The organism is Microbacterium sp. GXF7504 (genome assembly GCF_054798235.1).
In genome coordinates, this window is the sequence record NZ_JBSJZI010000003.1 from 46895 (window position 1) to 64832 (window position 17938).

At 71.8% G+C, this 17938-nt stretch carries 18 protein-coding genes and 1 tRNA gene; 10 read left to right on the forward strand and 9 right to left on the reverse strand.

From position 1 onward, the window contains the following. The first annotated feature begins 1 nt into the window (after window position 1). From ACWAUO_RS07760 to rplA, 9 genes are all read left to right on the forward strand, one after another. Complete coding sequence (locus ACWAUO_RS07760; RefSeq protein ID WP_460774447.1) at window positions 2-1558, forward strand: APC family permease; 1557 nt, start codon at window positions 2-4, stop codon at window positions 1556-1558. Window positions 1559-1584: 26 nt separating this feature from the next. Then, a complete protein-coding gene (locus tag ACWAUO_RS07765; RefSeq protein WP_460774448.1) occupies window positions 1585-2949 on the forward strand; it encodes an NAD-dependent succinate-semialdehyde dehydrogenase in 1365 nt (454 codons plus the stop codon). Between the two features lie 54 nt (window positions 2950-3003). After that, window positions 3004-3993, forward strand: a complete 990-nt coding sequence (locus ACWAUO_RS07770; RefSeq protein WP_460774450.1) for a hypothetical protein — start codon at window positions 3004-3006, stop codon at window positions 3991-3993. Further along, window positions 3990-4436: a hypothetical protein gene (locus ACWAUO_RS07775; RefSeq protein WP_460774451.1), complete on the forward strand. Its 447-nt coding sequence runs from the start codon at window positions 3990-3992 to the stop codon at window positions 4434-4436. The genes ACWAUO_RS07770 and ACWAUO_RS07775 overlap by 4 nt, the downstream gene beginning before the upstream one ends. A 140-nt stretch (window positions 4437-4576) precedes the next feature. Further along, window positions 4577-4649: transfer RNA gene (locus ACWAUO_RS07780), tRNA-Trp, on the forward strand. A 46-nt stretch (window positions 4650-4695) separates the two neighbouring features. Next, window positions 4696-4965, forward strand: a complete 270-nt coding sequence (secE, locus tag ACWAUO_RS07785) for a preprotein translocase subunit SecE (RefSeq protein WP_460774453.1) — start codon at window positions 4696-4698, stop codon at window positions 4963-4965. A 43-nt stretch (window positions 4966-5008) separates the two neighbouring features. Beyond that, entirely contained in the window at window positions 5009-6085 is a 1077-nt protein-coding gene (gene nusG, locus ACWAUO_RS07790) for a transcription termination/antitermination protein NusG (protein WP_460774454.1), read from the forward strand. A 207-nt stretch (window positions 6086-6292) separates the two neighbouring features. Then, a complete protein-coding gene (gene rplK / locus ACWAUO_RS07795; RefSeq protein WP_460774456.1) occupies window positions 6293-6724 on the forward strand; it encodes a 50S ribosomal protein L11 in 432 nt (143 codons plus the stop codon). Window positions 6725-6737: 13 nt separating this feature from the next. Continuing rightward, complete coding sequence (rplA, locus tag ACWAUO_RS07800) at window positions 6738-7430, forward strand: 50S ribosomal protein L1 (protein ID WP_460774458.1); 693 nt, start codon at window positions 6738-6740, stop codon at window positions 7428-7430. A 233-nt stretch (window positions 7431-7663) separates the two neighbouring features. Here rplA and ACWAUO_RS07805 read toward each other — a convergent pair whose 3' ends face one another. From ACWAUO_RS07805 to ACWAUO_RS07820, 4 genes are all read right to left on the reverse strand, one after another. Next, window positions 7664-9370 (reverse strand): amidase, encoded by a 1707-nt coding sequence (locus ACWAUO_RS07805; RefSeq protein ID WP_460774459.1) that lies wholly within the window; start codon window positions 9368-9370, stop codon window positions 7664-7666. Next, entirely contained in the window at window positions 9367-10401 is a 1035-nt protein-coding gene (locus ACWAUO_RS07810; RefSeq protein WP_460774461.1) for an agmatine deiminase family protein, read from the reverse strand. The genes ACWAUO_RS07805 and ACWAUO_RS07810 overlap by 4 nt, the downstream gene beginning before the upstream one ends. Window positions 10402-10443: 42 nt before the next feature. Continuing rightward, on the reverse strand, window positions 10444-10719 hold the full coding sequence (locus ACWAUO_RS07815; RefSeq protein WP_460774463.1) for an acylphosphatase: 276 nt from the start codon (window positions 10717-10719) through the stop codon (window positions 10444-10446). 81 nt (window positions 10720-10800) lie between these two features. Further along, a complete protein-coding gene (locus ACWAUO_RS07820) occupies window positions 10801-11454 on the reverse strand; it encodes a LysE/ArgO family amino acid transporter (protein ID WP_460774464.1) in 654 nt (217 codons plus the stop codon). A 69-nt stretch (window positions 11455-11523) separates the two neighbouring features. Here ACWAUO_RS07820 and ACWAUO_RS07825 point away from each other — a divergent pair, with 69 nt between their 5' ends. Then, window positions 11524-12414: a LysR family transcriptional regulator ArgP gene (locus tag ACWAUO_RS07825; RefSeq protein WP_460774466.1), complete on the forward strand. Its 891-nt coding sequence runs from the start codon at window positions 11524-11526 to the stop codon at window positions 12412-12414. Here ACWAUO_RS07825 and ACWAUO_RS07830 read toward each other — a convergent pair. The 5 genes from ACWAUO_RS07830 to ACWAUO_RS07850 form a co-directional block, all read right to left on the reverse strand. Then, complete coding sequence (locus ACWAUO_RS07830) at window positions 12401-13432, reverse strand: NADP-dependent oxidoreductase (protein ID WP_460774467.1); 1032 nt, start codon at window positions 13430-13432, stop codon at window positions 12401-12403. The two genes, ACWAUO_RS07825 and ACWAUO_RS07830, sit on opposite strands and share 14 nt — an antisense overlap. A 96-nt stretch (window positions 13433-13528) precedes the next feature. Next, a complete protein-coding gene (locus ACWAUO_RS07835; RefSeq protein ID WP_460774469.1) occupies window positions 13529-14035 on the reverse strand; it encodes a MarR family winged helix-turn-helix transcriptional regulator in 507 nt (168 codons plus the stop codon). Continuing rightward, window positions 14032-15729, reverse strand: coding sequence for an MDR family MFS transporter (locus tag ACWAUO_RS07840; RefSeq protein ID WP_460774470.1), 1698 nt, complete (start codon window positions 15727-15729; stop codon window positions 14032-14034). The genes ACWAUO_RS07835 and ACWAUO_RS07840 overlap by 4 nt, the downstream gene beginning before the upstream one ends. A gap of 206 nt (window positions 15730-15935) precedes the next feature. Further along, window positions 15936-16598 carry a YqaJ viral recombinase family protein gene (locus ACWAUO_RS07845; RefSeq protein WP_460774472.1) on the reverse strand — a complete coding sequence of 221 codons (663 nt, stop codon included), beginning with the start codon at window positions 16596-16598 and terminating at the stop codon, window positions 15936-15938. A 249-nt stretch (window positions 16599-16847) separates the two neighbouring features. After that, complete coding sequence (locus ACWAUO_RS07850; protein WP_460774473.1) at window positions 16848-17825, reverse strand: type IV toxin-antitoxin system AbiEi family antitoxin domain-containing protein; 978 nt, start codon at window positions 17823-17825, stop codon at window positions 16848-16850. Window positions 17826-17938 lie beyond the last annotated feature (113 nt).

The window sequence follows — 17938 nt, forward strand, 5'->3', positions numbered from 1 at the left end:
CATGAGCGCTCCGCGAGGGTCGAAGGAGACCACCGCGCCCGTCACCGGCGGACTGTCGCAGAAGGGACTGTCCGCAGGCACCGTCGGCCTCATCGGCGCCGTCGTCATCGGCATCTCATGCATCGCCCCCGCCTACACGCTCACCGCGGCGCTCGGCCCGACCGTGTCGGCGGTGGGGCTGCAGGTGCCCGCCATCATCCTCGTGGGGTTCCTCCCGATGCTCCTCGTGGCGTTCGGCTACCGCGAGCTGAACAACCGCATGCCCGACTCGGGCACCTCGTTCACGTGGGCCACCCGTGCGTTCGGCCCGTGGATCGGCTGGATGGCCGGATGGGGCCTGGTCGCCGCCACGATCCTCGTGCTCTCGAACCTCGCCGGCATCGCGGTCGACTTCCTGTTCCTGCTCATCGCGCAGCTCACCGGGGCGGAGGGGATCGCCGGCCTCGCGGCGAACCCGTTCATCAACGTCGCGGTGTGCCTCGCGTTCATGGCGGCGGCCACGTTCGTCTCGTACCGGGACATGCAGACGACGCAGAAGCTGCAGTACGTGCTCGTCAGCTTCCAGCTGGCCGTGCTCGTGCTGTTCGCCACCGTCGCGATCGTCCGCGCCGTCGGCGGATCGGGCTTCGAGTCGACCCCCTTCGACTGGTCGTGGTTCAACCCGTTCGCGGTCTCCTCGTTCAGCGCGTTCGCGGCCGGGCTGTCGCTGTCGATCTTCATCTTCTGGGGCTGGGACGTCACCCTCACCATGAACGAGGAGACGAAGGACCCCGACCGCACCCCGGGTCGTGCCGCGACCGTCACGGTGCTCGTGATCGTCACCCTCTACCTGCTGCTCGCGGTCGCGCTCATCATGTTCGCCGGCGTCGGCGAGGGCGAGTACGGCCTCGGCAACCCCGACATCCAGGACAACGTGTTCTTCCACCTGTCCGGCCAGATCCTGGGGCCGCTCGCCGCGCTCGTCTCCCTCGCGGTGCTCACGAGTTCCGCCTCGAGCCTGCAGTCGACGTTCGTCTCGCCCGCCCGCACCCTCCTCGCGATGGGCCACTACGGTGCGCTCCCCAGCCGGTTCGCGACCGTCCACCCGCGGTTCTTCACACCCGGGTACGCGACCGTCGTCGCCGCGATCGTGGCCTCCGCCTTCTACGCGGTGATGCGCTTCGTCAGCGAGAACGTGCTGTGGGACACCATCACCGCCCTCGGGATGATGATCTGCTTCTACTACGGCCTCACCGCGTTCGCCTGCGTCTGGTACTTCCGGCGGCAGTGGTTCGACTCGGCACGGAACGTCTTCTTCACCTTCCTCTTCCCGCTCGTCGGCGGGGTCGTGCTCGCGGTGCTCTTCGTCACCACGCTCATCGACTCGATGGACCCGGACTACGGCAGCGGCTCCCACGTCTTCGGGTTGGGGCTGGTGTTCGTCCTCGGCGTCGCCGTCATCCTCGTCGGCGTCGCCATCATGATCTGGCAGGCCGCCGTCCGGCCTGACTTCTTCCGGGGGAGGACCCTCTCCCTCGACGCGCCCGAGAGCCTGCGACGGCGGAACCGGGCACACTGAGAACCCCACACACGAAGGAGCCATGTATGAGCGATTACGCGGTCGTGAACCCCGCCACCGGTGAGACGGAGGCGACCTACCCGAACCACACGGACGCCGAACTCCAGGAGAAGGTGGCGGCGGCGCACGCGGCGTACCTGTCGTGGCGCGAGGTGCCGGTGAGCGAGCGCGCGGCCCGCATCCGCCGGGTCGCGGAGCTGCACCGCGAGCGCAAGGCCGAGCTCGCCGCGATCATCGTGCGTGAGATGGGCAAGCCCCTCGCGCAGGCCGAGGGCGAGGTCGACTTCGCCGCCGACATCACCGAGTTCTACGCCGACAACGCCGAACGGATCACCGGCGACGAGCCGCTGGACATCCTCGGCGAGGGCACCGCGGTGATCCGCAAGTCGCCGCTGGGGGTGCTCCTGGGCATCATGCCGTGGAACTTCCCGTACTACCAGGTCGCCCGCTTCGCCGCGCCGAACCTGGTCATCGGCAACACCATCCTCCTCAAGCACGCCCCCCAGTGCCCGGAATCCGCTGCGGCCATCGAGCGGATGTACATCGACGCCGGGCTCGCCGACGGGCAGTACCTCGACCTGCGCATCAGCAACGAGCAGGCCGCGGAGGTCATCGCCGACCCCCGCGTGCAGGGCGTCTCCGTCACCGGTTCCGAGCGCGCGGGCTCCGCCGTGGCCGAGGTCGCCGGCCGCAACCTGAAGAAGGTCGCGCTGGAGCTCGGCGGTTCCGACCCGTTCATCGTGCTGTCCACGACCGACATGGACGCCGTCGTCGCGGCGGCCGTCGAGGCGCGCATGGACAACAACGGCCAGTCCTGCAATGCGCCCAAGCGCTTCATCGTCGTCGACGGCCTGTACGAGGAGTTCCTGGAGAAGTTCACCGCCGCCCTCACCGACCAGGTGATCGGCGATCCCTTCGCGGACGACACGACCCTCGGGCCGCTCTCGTCGCTCGCCGCCGCCGAGCGTCTGCAGGAGCAGATCGACACGGCCGTCGCGCAGGGCGCGACCCTCGTCGCCGGAGGGAAGCGCGACGGCGCCTTCTTCCCGCCCACGGTCCTCGCCGACGTCACGGAGGACATGGACGTGTACCGGCAGGAGCTCTTCGGCCCCGCCGCGACCGTCTACCGGGTGGCCGGCGAGGAGGAGGCGGTCCGCCTCGCGAACGACACGTCGTTCGGGCTCGGGTCGTACGTCTTCACCACCGACCCGGCGCAGGCCGAGCGGGTCGCGGACCGGATCGACGCGGGCATGGTCTACATCAACTGCGTGCTCGCCGACTCGCCCGAGTTGCCGTTCGGCGGCGTGAAGCGGTCCGGCACCTCCCGCGAGATGGGGCTGCTGGGTGCCGCGGAGTTCGTGAACAAGAAGCTGGTGCGCACCGCGGGGTGACGGCGGTGGGGATGGGCGGGGCGGGAGTGCGCCCGCCCCGCTATCCTCGGCGTGATGACTGACCGGGATCGCGCGCCCGAGGCGGACGTTCCGGGCGAGGACCCGGTCCCGCCCGGACCGACGGCGACCCCCCTGGATGCTTCGGATGCGGTCCAGGCGACGCCGGACGCGCCCGAGGGGCCGGTGCTGCTGTGGGACCCGGAACCGCCGCGACGCCGTCGGCGGCGCTGGCCGTGGATCGTCGTCCCCCTGCTCGTGCTGCTGCTCGCCGCGGGGGCGGCAGGCGCCGTCTGGCTCGTGCAGGACGCCAGGGCGCGTGCGGACGCCGCGCGCGTCCTCACCGACGCCCAGCAGTCCCACATCGCCGCGACCCTCGCCGCGCAGGACGAGACGGCCGCGCAGCTCACCCAGCAGCGGGAGGCCTACCGCGGCGACCTCGCCGCCTGGGAGGCCGACCAGGCCGCGGCCGAACGATGGCGCACCACCGACGAGGTCCCCGCGCCCGGCTTCCCCAACCCCGGCGGCGACGCCATCCCCGGTGACGACCCGCACGGCAGGGCGTTCCTCGACGCCATCGGCGCGACCGACGTGCAGGTGCTCTTCGACGCCGGCCGTGACAACTGCGGCTACGACCTCGCCTCCGACAGTCCGTTCACCTACAGCGTCGGCGGCTGCTACGACAGCAGGTTCCGCAACCGGCTGTTCCTCGCCTGGGAGCGCGGCGCGGAGGACCTCGTCTGGTCGGTGTTCGTGCACGAGGCGATGCACTGGTACCAGTACCGGGAGTACTACCCGCTGTTCGTCTCGGCCCAGCGCGCCGGGTACGGGCACGACGATTACCGGGGCGTCGTCGAGAGCGACGCGAGCTGCCGTGCCGTCGCGCTGTACGGCATCGACCCCGACCGGTACGAGGGGTCGTCGTCCCCGTGCGACGTCGACGGCTGGTACGACGGATGGCTGCCCGACCGGCTCGCCGAGATGGGCGTCCGCGTGCGGGAACCCGTCGCGGAGGACTACGAGGTGCGTGAGGTGACCCGGCCGTGATCCGACGCACCACGGCAGCCGCCGCATCCCTGGCCCTCCTCGTCGTCCTCGCGGGCTGCATGGGGCCCGACCCGGACGAGGTGACGGAGCGCGCCGAGACCGTGTTCGCAGGGCTCGTCGACGACGTGGCCGCGATCGACGGGCAGACCCTGCGCACGCTCGAGGTCGCGCCCGTCGACGACCTCGCCTGCGACGAGCCCGAGGGGAGCGCGCAGCGGGTGTTCACGGCGACCGGGACGCTGTCGGTCCAGGCGGAGGACCAGGACCTCCAGCGGGTGTTCGAGCTCGTCCGCGACGGGCTCGACGACGAGGTCTGGGACCCGATCCGGGTGGACCGGGACCAGCCTCAGCGGGCGTGGGCGGACGGCGACGGCATCGTGGTCGCGGTCACCGCGAAGGGGCCCGTCGCGACGCTCTCGGTCTTCACGCCGTGCCTGCGGTGACGGCCCGCATTCGCGAGCACCCTGCCCATGCCGTACACTGAATGGTGCAGTCGAAGTCTGCATTCTTTCGCCGTGCCCACGTCAGGGCATCCCCCGACACGGAACACGACGAAGGTGCGGACCGAGGTCTCCGGACCTCTAGGGCGGTAGCTCAATTGGCAGAGCAGCGGTCTCCAAAACCGCAGGTTGCAGGTTCGATTCCTGTCCGCCCTGCGCGTCAGCGCATGCTGGCACATGGTCAGACGATTCAGGTGGGTTCATGGTCCAGGACGCCTCGAAGGGCGAAGTCGTCGCGTCCAGCGCCGACACGCGGGAGAAGAAGCCGAACGTCTTCGCCCGTCTCGTCATCTTCATCCGGCAGGTCTTCGCCGAACTCCGCAAGGTCGTCACTCCGACCCGCAAGGAGCTGCTGAAGTTCACGGCGGTCGTTCTCGGATTCGTCGTCGTGATGATGGCCGTGGTCTACGGGCTGGACACGCTGTTCGTCTGGCTGACGACCGTGGTCTTCGGCAGCCCGATCGGCGCCTGACCCCACGCGGCCCCCGCCGCAGGAGGAACGAGAGAGTACGCAAGTGTCTGAGAAGTATCACGACGACGCCGATTGGGCGACGGCCGCCGAGCAGTCCAGCGAGGACGACGAGGCGCAGGAGGGCGACGTCCTGGCCGCCCAGCAGCGCGCCTCGGAATCGGCCGAGCACCTCGCGGTGCACGTCGAGGGCGACGAGGACACCGACGACAGTGAGGACATCGACATCGACATCGACGACCCGGAGGCGGACGCCATCGTGAACGACGCGCTCGAGATCGACCAGGCCGATGAGGCCGAGGCGGCGGCGGAGGTCCTGACGGACTCCCTCGCCGAGGAGGAAGCCGAGCGGGAGGCCGACCAGGCCGACGAGGTCACCCCGTACGACGGCCCCGACGTGAACGGCGAGCCCGACGCCCCCGTCCTGGACGAGGAGTTCGTCGAGGAGGTCGAGGCGGCGGCCGAGGTCGTCGACGAGGCCGAGGACGAGGCGGATGCCGATCTCGACCCGTACGAGGCGTTCCGCGCCGAGCTCCGCTCGCTTCCCGGCAAGTGGTACGTCATCCACTCCTACGCCGGCTTCGAGCGCAAGGTGAAGGCCAACATCGAGCAGCGCAAGTCGACGCTCGAGGTCGAAGAGGACATCTACCAGGTCGAGGTCCCGATGGAGGACGTCGTCGAGATCAAGAACGGGCAGCGCAAGATGGTCACGCGCGTCCGGATCCCCGGCTACGTGCTCGTGCGCATGGAGCTCAACGAGGACACCTGGTCGGTCGTGCGGCACACCCCGGGTGTGACCGGCTTCGTCGGCAACGCGCACAACCCGACCCCGCTGCGCTTCGAAGAGGCCTTCAACATGCTGAAGTCCCTCGTGCAGGTCACCGAGACGGCCCCGGCCAAGGCCGGTGCCTCGAAGGGCGCGCCGGCCGCGGCCCGCGTCATCCCCGCCGAGGTCGACTACGAGATCGGCGAGACCATCACGATCAAGGAGGGCTCGTTCGCGGGTCTTCCCGGTTCGATCAGCGAGATCAAGCCGGAGAGCGGCAAGCTCACCGTGCTCGTCTCCCTCTTCGAGCGCGAGACCCCGGTCGAGCTGTCGTTCGACCAGGTCACCAAGCTCTGACGACACGCCCGTCACGGCGACGCCCCGTCCGGTCCGCCGGCGGGGTGTCGTCGCGTCCACCCGGTGTCGCCGGATGCCGCGGCATGACGTAGAATGGGCAGGTTGCTCGTGTGCGTCCGCGCGCCCGGGTGACGATCACCGCCGTCCGGAACGTCCGGCGGCGGGAGAGCGGGGCACACCGGTCCCGTTCGAGGAAAGGAACCAGACATGGCACCGAAGAAGAAGGTGACCGGCCTGATCAAGCTTCAGATCCAGGCCGGTGCAGCCAACCCGGCGCCGCCGATCGGCCCTGCGCTCGGTCAGCACGGCGTCAACATCATGGAGTTCTGCAAGGCGTACAACGCCGCGACGGAGTCGCAGCGCGGCAACGTCATCCCCGTGGAGATCACCGTCTACGAGGACCGCAGCTTCACCTTCATCCTGAAGACCCCGCCGGCCGCCGAGCTCATCAAGAAGGCCGCCGGCCTGCCGAAGGGCTCCGCCACGCCGCACACGGTCAAGGTGGGCAAGCTCACCAAGGAGCAGGTCCGTCAGATCGCCGAGACCAAGCAGCCCGACCTGAACGCGAACGACATCGAGGCCGCCTCGAAGATCATCGCCGGCACCGCCCGTTCCATGGGCATCACGGTCGAGGACTGAGGGGGAGAAGAACATGGCTACCAAGTCCAAGGCTTACGAGGCAGCGGCCGCGAAGATCGACCGCTCCACCGTCTACTCCACCGCCGACGCCGTCGCGCTGGCCAAGGAGACCGGCTCGAAGAAGTTCGACTCGACCGTCGAGGTCGCGCTGAAGCTCGCCGTCGACCCGCGCAAGGCGGACCAGATGGTGCGCGGCACCGTCATGCTCCCGCACGGCACCGGTAAGACCGCCCGCGTCATCGTGTTCGCGACCGGTCCCGCCGCCGAGGCCGCCATCGCGGCCGGTGCGGACGAGGTCGGTGGCGCCGAGCTCATCGAGAAGGTCGCCGCCGGCTGGACCGACTTCGACGCCGCGGTCTCCACCCCGGAGCTCATGGGCCAGGTCGGTCGTCTCGGCAAGGTGCTCGGCCCCCGCGGCCTGATGCCGAACCCGAAGACCGGCACCGTGACCCCCAACCCGGCCAAGGCCGTCGAGGAGATCAAGGGCGGCAAGATCGAGTTCCGCGTCGACAAGCACGCGAACGTGCACTTCATCGTCGGCAAGGCCTCCTTCACCGCCGAGCAGCTGCACGAGAACATCACCGCGGCGATCGACGAGGTCGTCCGCCTGAAGCCGGCCAGCTCGAAGGGCCGTTACATCCAGAAGGGCGCCGTGTCGACCACGTTCGGCCCCGGCATCCCGCTGGACGTCAACGCGCTCGTCTGAGTCGCGCTTCGTCCGAAGGGGCTCCGCCGTCAGGCGGGGCCCCTTCGTCGTTCCCGGTCCTGCCGACGGGTCACGCGAATCGGAGGGTCACGGGATTCGGGAATGTCACGGAATTCGGGAGGAACGGGCCTCTTCGGCCCGAATCCCGTGAGATCCCCGAATCCGGTGACGGCCCGCATCCGGTGACGGCCCGGATGCGGTCGCGCGCCGCATCCTGTGACACGGCGGGCGCGTCAGAGCCGCGGGGTGCGCGGCGGGGCGGTGCGCCGGGACCCGGTGGCCTCGAACGCCGCCGCGAGCCGCAGGAGTGCGACGTCGTCATGGCCGCGACCCGCGAAGGTGAGACCGACCGGCATCCGGGTGTCGGTCATCGTGCCCATCGGGACCGTGACGGTCGGGATGCCGAGGTGCCGGATCGCGAGGTTGCCGTTCGCGACCCAGACGCCGTTGCGCCACCCGAGATCGGCGGATGCGGCATCCACGTCCATGTCGGCCGGCGCGACGTCCGCGACGGCGGGGAACACCACAGCGTCGAGCCCCTGCGCGTCCATCCACTCGTCGACGTCGAGCGCGCGGGTGCGCTCCAGCCCGCGGACGCCGTCGGCGAGCTCCGGGATGTCGGTCATCGCGGCGACGGGATGCCGTCGCACATGGTCCGGATACTCGGCGATGTCGTCGTCGAACCCGGTGTACCGGTCGGGGAGCGCCCCCGCCGGGGCGGGGAAGATGCGCGCCCCGTCGACGACGGTGAGGTCCGGGAAGGCGGGGTCGCCGTTCGCGCGGAGGAAGTCGTCCCACGCCCACGCGGACAGGTCGAGGAGTTCGCGCCGGAGGTACGCCGGGCTCACGAGGCCGCGGGTCGCGATGGTGGGTGCGCCCGGCCGGTCGCCCTCGTAGTTCGTCACGGCCGGGAAGTCGACCTCGACGACCGTGGCACCCGCCGCCTCGAGGTCGCGGCGTGCCTGCCGCCACAGCGCGAGCACGCTGGGTCGGGTGCGGATCGGCAGCCCGGTGGGGCCGCCGATCCCGCCGTCGGGGTTCGTGCCGGCATCCGGGTCGGCGTCGATGTACATGCGGGCGACGCCGATGCGTGCGCCGCGGAGGGCTGCCGGGGCGCCGTCGGCGGGCGACGGGTAGGACACGGGGCGATGCGCGGATGCGGCGGGGATCCGCACCCACGGCTGCGCCCGCCAGAAGTCGCCCCGGGGGTCCGGATCGTCGGCGACCACGACGTCGAGCACCTCGAGGAGATCGGCCATGGTGCGCGTGTGCGGCACGACGACGTCCATGGTCGGCACGAGCGGCCAGTTGCCGCGGGTGGAGATGACCCCGCGCGAGGGCGTGTACGCGCACAGGGCGTTGTTGGAGGCGGGCCCACGGCCGCTGGACCAGGTCTCCTCGCCCAGGCCGAAGGCGGCGAAGCTCGCCGCCGTCGCGGTGCCGGAGCCGTTCGAGGATCCCGAGGCGAACGGCGCCGTGAGGTGGTCGGCGCTGTACGGACTCTCGGCACGTCCGTAGACGCCGCGCTGCATGCCGCCGTTGGCCATCGGCGGCATGTTCGTGAGCCCCAGGCAGATCGCGCCGCCCGCGCGCAGGCGTTCGATCGTGAAGGCGTCGCGCTGTGCCACGAGGTCGGCGAACGCGGGGCTGCCCGCCGCGGCCGTGAGGCCGCGCACGAGGTAGCTGTCCTTCGCGGTGTACGGGATGCCGTCGAGCGGCCCGAGGGTCTCGCCCGCCGCCCGGCGGCGGTCGGATGCGGCGGCCTCCTCCCGCGCGTCGGGGTTCCGGACCACGACCGCGTTGAGCGCTGTCGCCGTGCCGGGGGCGTCGTACGCCTCGATGCGGGCGAGGTAGGCGTCGACGAGTTCGACGGCGGTGGTCCGCCCGGCCTCGAGGGCGCCCCGCAGCTCGGCGATACCGGCCTCCACCACATCGATCACGCGGTCACCGCCGGCTGCTGCTGGGTGATGCAGTGGATGCCGCCGCCGCGGGCGAAGAGCGGCCGGGCCTCGACGGAGACGACCTCGCGGCCGGGATACGCCTCGGCCAGCACGGCGCGGGCGCGGGCGTCCGCCTCCGGCTCGCCGAAGCCGCAGGCGATGACACCGCCGTTCACGACAAGATGGTTCACGTAGCTCCAGTCCACGAAGCCCTCCGCGTCGCGCAGGGTCGCCGGTGCCGGCAGCTCGACGATCTCGAACGCCCGCCCCGCCGCATCCGTCTGCTCGGCGAGGAGGCGCCGCAGCTCCGCGGTGACGACGTGATCGGGGTGGGCGGGGTCGCGCTGCTCGTGCAGCAGGATGCGGCCCGGGGAGGCGATCGTCGCGACGATGTCGACGTGCCCGTTCGTCCCGAACTCCTCGTAGTCGCGGGTGAGGCCGCGCGGGAGCCACACCGCGTGCGTCGCCCCGATCGTGCGGGCGAGTTCGGCCTCGACGGCGGTGCGGTCCAGGCCCGGGTTGCGGCGAGGGTCGAGCTGCACCGTCTCGGTGAGGAGCACGGTGCCCGCGCCGTCGACGTGGATGCCGCCGCCCTCGTTCACGAGCGGCGACGAGACGAGTTCGGCGCCCAGGTGCGCGGCGACGGCCCGGGCGACGTGTGCCGACAGCGCCCACTGCGCCCACGCGGGTGCGCCCCAGCCGTTGAACACCCAGTCGACCGCGCCGAGCACGCCGGGTCGCTCGTCGTCGACGACGAAGGTGGGGCCGCAGTCGCGCATCCAGAACTCGTCCAGCGGCAGCTCGACGATCTCGACCGCGGAATCCAGCATCCGCCGGGCGCGGGCGGTCTCGGACGGGTCGACCGCCATGGTGACGGGCTCGAACGCGGCGACCGCGTTCGCGACGTCGGCCCAGGCGCGGTACCCCTCCTCGCGCGCCGCAGCGGTGGCGCCGAGCGTCACCCCTTCGCGCGGGAACGCCATCCAGGTGCGTGTGTGCGGCGCGGTCTCCGCAGGCATCCGCCAGCCCATCGTCCCTCCCCGGGTGTCAGGACGAACGTATCGAATCCCGTCTCACGCCGTGGGCCGCAACTCGAAGCCGGCACCGCCGACCGGTTCGATCTCGTCGACCGTGACCCGGTCGACCCGCGCGCCGTCGGGGCCCTGCCGCATCCAGCCCAGCACCTCGTCGATCGCGAGGGCGGGCCCCTCGAGCTCGGCCTGCACGGAGCCGTCCGGACGGTTCCGCACCCACCCCGACACCCCGCGGCCTTCGGCGACCCGGGCCGCGCTGTAGCGGTAACCCACGCCCTGCACGAGGCCCGACACCCGTACCCGCACCCGTCGCATGTCTCCATCCTGCTCCGGCGCGCGACCGGTGTCCCCGTAAGAGGGGGTCCGCGCGTGAAGTGGGGGGATTGGGGGATGCGGTCAATGCGGCAGGACGAGCGAGACGCCGAGCACGATCATGACGACGGCGATCACGGCGTCGAGGATCCGCCACGCGCGCGGGGTCGACAGCCAGCGGCCGAGGAACCGGGCGCCGAGGGCGAGGGAGAAGAACCAGACCGCGCTCGCCGCCATCGCGCCGCACGCGAACAGCCACCGGGCGTCGCCGTGGGTGCTGGCGACGGATCCCAGCAGGAACACGGTGTCGAGGTAGACGTGCGGGTTCAGCCAGGTCAGCGCCAGGCACGTGGCCACCACGGCGGCCGTCCGCCGGCGGGTCGCCACGGCCGTGCCGCCGTCCCCGACCGCCGGGGCGGGGGCGTCCGCGGCGTCCACCCGGAGTGCGTCGCCGCTCGGTCGCCAGGCGCGCTTCGCGGCCAGCAGGCCGTAGACCACGAGGAACGCGGCACCCGCCCAGCGCGCCACGTCGACGAGCCACGGCACGGCCTGCAGGATCGCGCCGAGCCCCGACACCCCGACCACGATGAGGACGGCGTCGGAGACGGCGCACACGGTGGCCACGAGGACGACCGCCTCACGACGCAGCCCCTGGCGCAGCACGAACAGGTTCTGCGCGCCGATGGCGACGATGAGCGAGAGGCCGAGACCGAATCCGGCGAGCACGGAGGTGAGCACGCTGCAACGCTAGGGCCCGAGCGGCCATGCAGTACAGCTCAGGATTCTTCAGGCGCGTAAGCTGCGCTCATGACGACGTTGCCGATCGAACTCACGCGCACCCTCGCCGCGGTGATCGATGAGGGGACGATGGATGCCGCCGCCCGCCGCCTGCACATCACCCCGTCCGCCGTGAGTCAGCGCATCCGGCAACTCGAGCAGCGGGTCGGGCAGGTGCTCCTCGTCCGGTCGAAGCCCGCACGACCGACGCCGGCGGGATCGCACGTCGTGCGGCTGGCGCGGCAGACCGCCCTCCTCGAGCAGGACACCCTCACCGCGCTCGGCGGCGAGGGCGGCGGCGATCGGATCGGGATCCCGATCGCCGTGAACGCCGACTCGATGAGCACCTGGCTCCTCGGAGCGCTCACCGCCCTCTCGGCGGAGCTGCCGGTCGTCTTCGACCTGCACCGGGACGACCAGGACTTCACCGCGGAACTCCTCGAGAGCGGCACCGTGATGGCGGCGGTCACCTCCCGGGCCGAGCCCGTCGCCGGCTGCCGGGTACGTCCGCTCGGCGTCATGGTCTACCGCGCCGTCGCCGACCCCGCGTTCGCGCGGCGGTGGCTGACGGGCCCGGACGCGCCCGGACCCGCGGCGGCGCCGATGGTGGTGTTCGACCGCAAGGACGACCTGCAGGCGCGGTGGCTGCGCGAGCGCGGGATCGACCCGGCGCGCCCGCCCCGGCACTACGTCCCGGCGTCGCACGACTTCGCCGAGGCGGTGCTCGGCGGGCTCGGTTGGGGGATGCTGCCGGGCCTCCAGTCCGATGCGGCGCTCGCCGACGGGCGGCTCGTCCCGATCGGCGGCGACCCGGTGCCGGTGCCGCTGTACTGGCAGCAGTGGAACCTGCGCTCCGCGACCCTCGACGCCGTCGCGGACGGCGTCGAGGCGCGGGCGGCGGACTGCCTCAGTCCTCGCTGACCTGCAGCACGATCTTGCCGCGCGTGCGTCCGCGCTCGATCGCGACGTGGGCGTCGGCGGCGGCGTCGAGCGGGAACACCTCGTCGACGAACACCTGGATCGAGCGCGAGTCCAGCAGCCGGCCCAGGGTCGCCAGCACGTCGCCGTCGGGCACGACCTTGTACGAGGTGGCGCGCACCCCGGCTGCGGCCGCCGCCTCGGCGTACCCGGGCCAGGAATGGGTCGGCACGTTCACGTACAGGCCGCCCGGGCGGAGCGTCCCGAGGGAGCGTGTGCCGGTGTCGTCGCCCTGCGCGTCGCCCACCAGGTCGATCACCACGTCGACGCCGGAGACGACGTCCTCGAACCGCTCCTCGGCGCGGTCGATCACGCGTGCCGCACCCAGCTCGCGCAGCCATCCCGTGTTCCGGCCTGACGCGGTCGTGGTCACGTGCGCACCGAAGTAGGCGGCGAGCTGCACCGCGAAGTGGCCGACGCCGCCGGCACCGGCGTGGATCAGCATCCGCTGCCCCTCGTGGGCGTGCGCGGTCTCGACCACGAGGCCCCACGCCGTGAGGGCGGCGAGCGGCACCCCGGCCGCCTCGACGTGCGAGAGCGCGGCGGGCTTGCGTGCGACGGACTGCGACGGGACGACCACGTACTCCGCGTACGACCCGCCGCTGCGGGGGAACGGCACCATCCCGTAGACCTCGGTGCCCACCGGCAGCGGGTGCGACTCGTAGGGGGAGCGGACGACCACGCCGCTGAAGTCGAAGCCCGGCACCGCGGGGCCCTGCAGGTGCGCCGAGACCCCGCCGCCGGCGCGCGTCTTCGCGTCGATCGGGTTGACGCCCGCGGCCACGACGCGCACCAGCAGCTCGCTGATGACCGGCTGCGGCACCGGCACCTCGGCCGGGACCAGCACCGACGGGTCGCCGGTGCGTTCCATCACGACGGCGCGCATGCGGTCCGGGAGCGGCGGGGGCGCGGCGGGCGGGGTGAGGGGGACGGATGCGGGACGCAGCGGGTGGGTTCGCATCGGAGCTCCTTCCACGTGCGTGTCGACGATGGCAGCGCGTGCCGGGGTGGTGGCACCAGTCAAGCGCGCCATTGTCTCGACGGTGTTACGCCGCCACTACGAGGCGGAGTCGCCCCCGGAACGCGCGTCCGCGCCGGGGACGAACCCGTCGGCGAGCGCATGCAGGAGCGAGGTGAGCCGGTCGATCTCGCTGAGCGGCCAGTCCGCGAGCGCATCGGTCAGCATCCGCTCGTACGGTCCGCGGGCGGCGGCGAGCCGCTCTCGGCCGAACGGGGTGACCTCGATGTGGCGCACCCGCGCGTCCTCCGGATCGGGGGTGCGCGCGACCATCCCGAGCGACTCGAGCTCGGACACCTGTCGGCTCACGAGCCCCTTGTCGGCTGGGAGACGCTCGGCGAGGGCGGACTGCGTGATCGGGCCGAGCCGATTGATGAACGCGAGGGTCTTGAACGTCGCAGGCAGCATCCCGGGTGCCGCCGCCACCGACATCTGCGCGTACAGGCGCCGGAACTCGACCATCAGCTGTGAGAACGCGGCCTCGAGGTCGGCGACCGCGCGGCGGCGGTCGCCGGCCTCCGGCGCGCGGTCGTCGGTGCCGGTCACGACGCGTCGCCCCCGCGGCCCCGGTCGTCGCCGTCGCGGTCGGACTCCGAGGGCAGGCGGATGCTGCCGGTGCCCGCCAGCGACTCCATCGCCTCCGGCACCGACACGGTCGCGAGGTCGGCCTCGCTCGCGGAGATGCGCTCGGCGGTGGTCATGGTGGTGAGCGGCTTGTTCGGCAGGAAGACGATCGCGAGCAGGCTCAGCACCGCGAGCGGGACGCCGATGAGGAACGCGTGCGAGATGCCGTTGGCGTAGATGTCCTCGATGATGATGCGCAGCGACTCGGGCATGCTCGACACCGTCGGGAGCGAACCGGACTGCAGCGCCTCGGCCCACTTCGGACCGTCCTCGCCGAGTCCCATGATCGCGGCCTGGATGTCACCGGAGCGCTCGATCATCAGGTCGGTCACCCGCGAGGCGAGCGCGGCACCCATGACGGCGACGCCGATCGTGCCGCCGAGGCTGCGGAAGAAGGTGACCCCCGAGCTCGCGACGCCCACCTCGGTGGGCTTGGCGGTGTTCTGCACCACGAGCACGAGGTTCTGCATGGTCATGCCGACGCCGGCGCCGAGCAGGAACATGTAGAGCGAGACGAGCACGAAGTTCGTGTCGTAGTGGATGGTCGCCAGGAGCGACGATCCGGCGATGAGCAGCACCGCGCCGAGGATGAGGAAGCCCTTCCAACGGCCCCAGCGGGTGATGAGCGCGCCGACCGCGATGGAGCACAGCAGGAGCCCGGCGATCATCGGGATGGTCATGAGCCCGGCCTCGGTCGGCGTCGCGCCGCGCGCGAGCTGCATGTACTGGCCGAGGTAGACCGAGGCGCCGAACATCGCGATACCGGTCGAGATCGAGGCGATGACCGAGAGCGTGAAGGTCGCGTCGCGGAACAGCGTCAGCGGGATGAGCGGCTCCTTGGAGCGCAGCTCGACCCAGATGAACAGCGCGGTCGCCACGGCGGCGCCGCCCAGCATCCACGCCGTCTCGGCACCCCACCAGTCGAACGAGTCGCCGGCCAGGGTGACCCAGATGAGCAGCAGCGAGACCGCGGCGGACAGCAGCACGATGCCGATGTAGTCGATCGAGGTCTTCCGCTTGGCGCGCGGGACGATCTTCAGCGTGCGCTGCACGATGACGAGCGCGGCGATGGCGAAGGGGAGTGCGACGTAGAAGTTCCAGCGCCAGCCCCACGCGTCGGTGATGAGGCCGCCCAGGAGCGGGCCGCCCACCGTGGAGACCGCCATGACGGCGCCGAACAGGCCCATGTAGCGGCCGCGCTCGCGCGGGCTGATGATGTCGGCCATGAGCACCTGGCTGAGGGCGGCGAGGCCGCCGGCGCCGATGCCCTGCACGGCGCGGCAGGCGATGAGCATGCTCGGGTCCTGCGAGAACCCGGCGATCGCGGTGGCCACCACGAAGATGACGATCGCCAGCTGGTACAGCACCTTGCGGTTGAACAGGTCGGCGAGCTTGCCCCAGATCGGGGTGGAGATCGCCGTGGTGAGCAGTGTCGCGGTGACGACCCAGGTGAAGGCGCTCTGGTCGCCCTCGAGGTCGTGGATGATCACCGGGAGCGAGGTCGAGACGACCGTCGAGGCGAGCATCGACACGAACATGCCGAGCAGGAGGCCGGAGAGCGCCTCGAGCACACGACGGTGCGACATGGCGGGCGGGCCGGGGGGAAGTGCGGACATGCGGGACCCTTCGGGGCAAGGCATGCGACATCGTCGGCGCAGCAAGTTGACTGGAATCAAAGGTTGAGAAGAGTCAACTATATGTCGAAAGTTGAGTATGGTCAACCGCATTGCCGTCCGGCGGGAGCGGATGTGCCGGTCGTCGGTCCGGTCGGCGGGCGCGGGTCGGCGGGCGCGACCGCGGGTCGGCGCTCAGGAGTCGGCGCTCAGGAGTCGGCGAGGGCGAGTGCGCGGTACAGGTCGCGGGGGCGGGGTTTCAAGGGCTCGCGGCGCGGCGGTTCGTTGCCGGTGGTGCGGCGGTAGAGCTCGTCGATGAGCGCGGTCGCGAGCCGGACCAGCTTCGCGATCTCCACGTCGTCGCGGTCGACCCACATGCAGCGGGGCTCGTCGTCGACCGGGACGAAGTCCTGGTGCTGCTCCCAGGCGAAGAGCGTGCGCTCGGCACCGAGCACGTACTGCTGCCACCAGATCTGCCGCAGGTAGTTGCGGGGGATCGAGCGCCACGGCTTGTTCGTCGTCTTGATCTCCGCGAGGAGCACCCGTCCCGCGGCGTCCACGGCGATGCCGTCCGGGGTCGCGAGGTGCCGCTTCTCGCTCACGGCGTGGAAGAGCGCCGAGGAGGGGTTGATCCGGTGCGTCGCCGCGACCCAGGCGGCGATCTCGGGCTCGCGGCGCCGACCGTGGTCGGTGAACGCGTTGCCGGAGAACCGCGGGCCGCCGCCGAGCTTCGCGTCGGCCGCTCGCGTGATGGACTGTTCGCTCGTGAGCCCGGCGACGTCGGTCGCCGTGATCCCTCGGGAGCGGGCCCGCAACCACGCGACCCGGTCGCTGGAGTCAGCGACGATGCGGGCGGCGAGTTCCGGGGTCACCCTCCGAGCCTACGCTCGCCCGCCGCCGCTCCCGTGCCGACACCCGGTCCGCGCGTCGGCCGCGCGCCGCCAGCGCGCCGCCCGTGCGTGCGTCGGCGCGCGCCGCCACTCCGCCGACCCACCCCTCTTTCTGCGAGCCACCCCCTTTCCTGTCGCAGAAAGAGGGGTGGCTCGCAGAAAAGGGGGTGGCTCGGCGGGGGTGCAGATGCGCGGACGGTCACCGGACGCGGGGAGCGGACGCGCGGACGGTCAGCGGAGCGGGCGGATGCCGAAGGCGGCGAGGCGCGTGCGCAGGATGCCCGGCGAGGTCACGTGCTCCGCCTCGACGCGGGCCAGCCGCCGCTGGGTCGTGCCGCGGATCCAGTCCTCGCGTTGCTTCTCGCGCAGGAGCACCTCTTCGAGCTCGAGTCCGGAGCGCAACGACTCGTCGAGGTACTTCGTCCGTCCGTCGACCTCGCAGAACGCGCCGACGTCGTCGAGGCCGATGTCGACCCGGTACTCGCCTCCCCGGGGATCCGGCACCGGCACCTGCAGCCGCGGCCGCCGGAAGCCGAGCCGCACGAGTTGCAGCCTCGTGACGCTCTCGAGCGGCAGCTGCGCCCGCCCGTCCGCGAGGGAGACGATCCAGCGCGCGCGGCGGATGCCGCGAGCGCCCGGCGCGGCGACCCGGCGGGCCAGCTCGTCGAGCAGGGTGTCCGCGGCGCCGTCGTCGAAGGCCCGCGGGTCGCCGCCGACCAGCGCGAGCGCGGCATCGGCCAGCGCGATGCCGGCCTCCTCCGACAGGATCCGGATGCAGTCGGTGACCGTCCGCGCGAGTGAGGTGCACCGCATCCCGTGCCGTTCGGCGATGTCCTCCTCGGGCACGACGCCCTCGTGGCGGAGGAGGTCGGGTGTGCTGTGCCGGTCCGCGCCGGGGGAGAAGACGTGGACGCGGCGTGGGGCGACGTGGTGGAGCGGGAGGCCCCAGAGACACGCGGCCGAGACGCCGCAGAAGACGGGGCCGGACCCGCGGGCGGTGCGATCGGCTGCGATCACGCGGGCGAGGTGGCGCGACTCGCTCCAGAGCTCGTCCCACACCGTCGCCGGGAGATACCAGCCGCGGTGGACGCGCACGAGCGTCCCCGCGTCGACCTCCCGCGCCAGCGCCCGGTCGGACATGCCCTGCGCACGGAGCCGGGCGCCCGGGATCAACGCCTCGCCCAGGTCATCGGGTGCGATGTGCCTCATCACGGCAGGATGCGGCCGCCGCCCCCGCAGATCGGTGTGCTCCCCGCATCCGTGCACCGCCCTCGCCCGGGCCCGGCGCTGGGGAGGAGCGGTGCCCCTCAGCCGACCCACCC

Coding starts and splice junctions, on each gene's coding strand:
- ACWAUO_RS07770 (WP_460774450.1), top strand. CDS start 3,004: ATGACTGACCGGGATCGCGCGCCCGAGGCGGACGTTCCGGGCGAGGAC.
- ACWAUO_RS07815 (WP_460774463.1), bottom strand. CDS start 10,719: ATGCGACGGGTGCGGGTACGGGTGTCGGGCCTCGTGCAGGGCGTGGGT.
- ACWAUO_RS07850 (WP_460774473.1), bottom strand. CDS start 17,825: ATGAGGCACATCGCACCCGATGACCTGGGCGAGGCGTTGATCCCGGGC.
- ACWAUO_RS07810 (WP_460774461.1), bottom strand. CDS start 10,401: ATGGGCTGGCGGATGCCTGCGGAGACCGCGCCGCACACACGCACCTGG.
- rplA (WP_460774458.1), top strand. CDS start 6,738: ATGGCTACCAAGTCCAAGGCTTACGAGGCAGCGGCCGCGAAGATCGAC.
- ACWAUO_RS07840 (WP_460774470.1), bottom strand. CDS start 15,729: ATGTCCGCACTTCCCCCCGGCCCGCCCGCCATGTCGCACCGTCGTGTG.
- secE (WP_460774453.1), top strand. CDS start 4,696: ATGGTCCAGGACGCCTCGAAGGGCGAAGTCGTCGCGTCCAGCGCCGAC.
- ACWAUO_RS07765 (WP_460774448.1), top strand. CDS start 1,585: ATGAGCGATTACGCGGTCGTGAACCCCGCCACCGGTGAGACGGAGGCG.
- ACWAUO_RS07825 (WP_460774466.1), top strand. CDS start 11,524: ATGACGACGTTGCCGATCGAACTCACGCGCACCCTCGCCGCGGTGATC.
- ACWAUO_RS07830 (WP_460774467.1), bottom strand. CDS start 13,432: ATGCGAACCCACCCGCTGCGTCCCGCATCCGTCCCCCTCACCCCGCCC.
- rplK (WP_460774456.1), top strand. CDS start 6,293: ATGGCACCGAAGAAGAAGGTGACCGGCCTGATCAAGCTTCAGATCCAG.
- ACWAUO_RS07760 (WP_460774447.1), top strand. CDS start 2: ATGAGCGCTCCGCGAGGGTCGAAGGAGACCACCGCGCCCGTCACCGGC.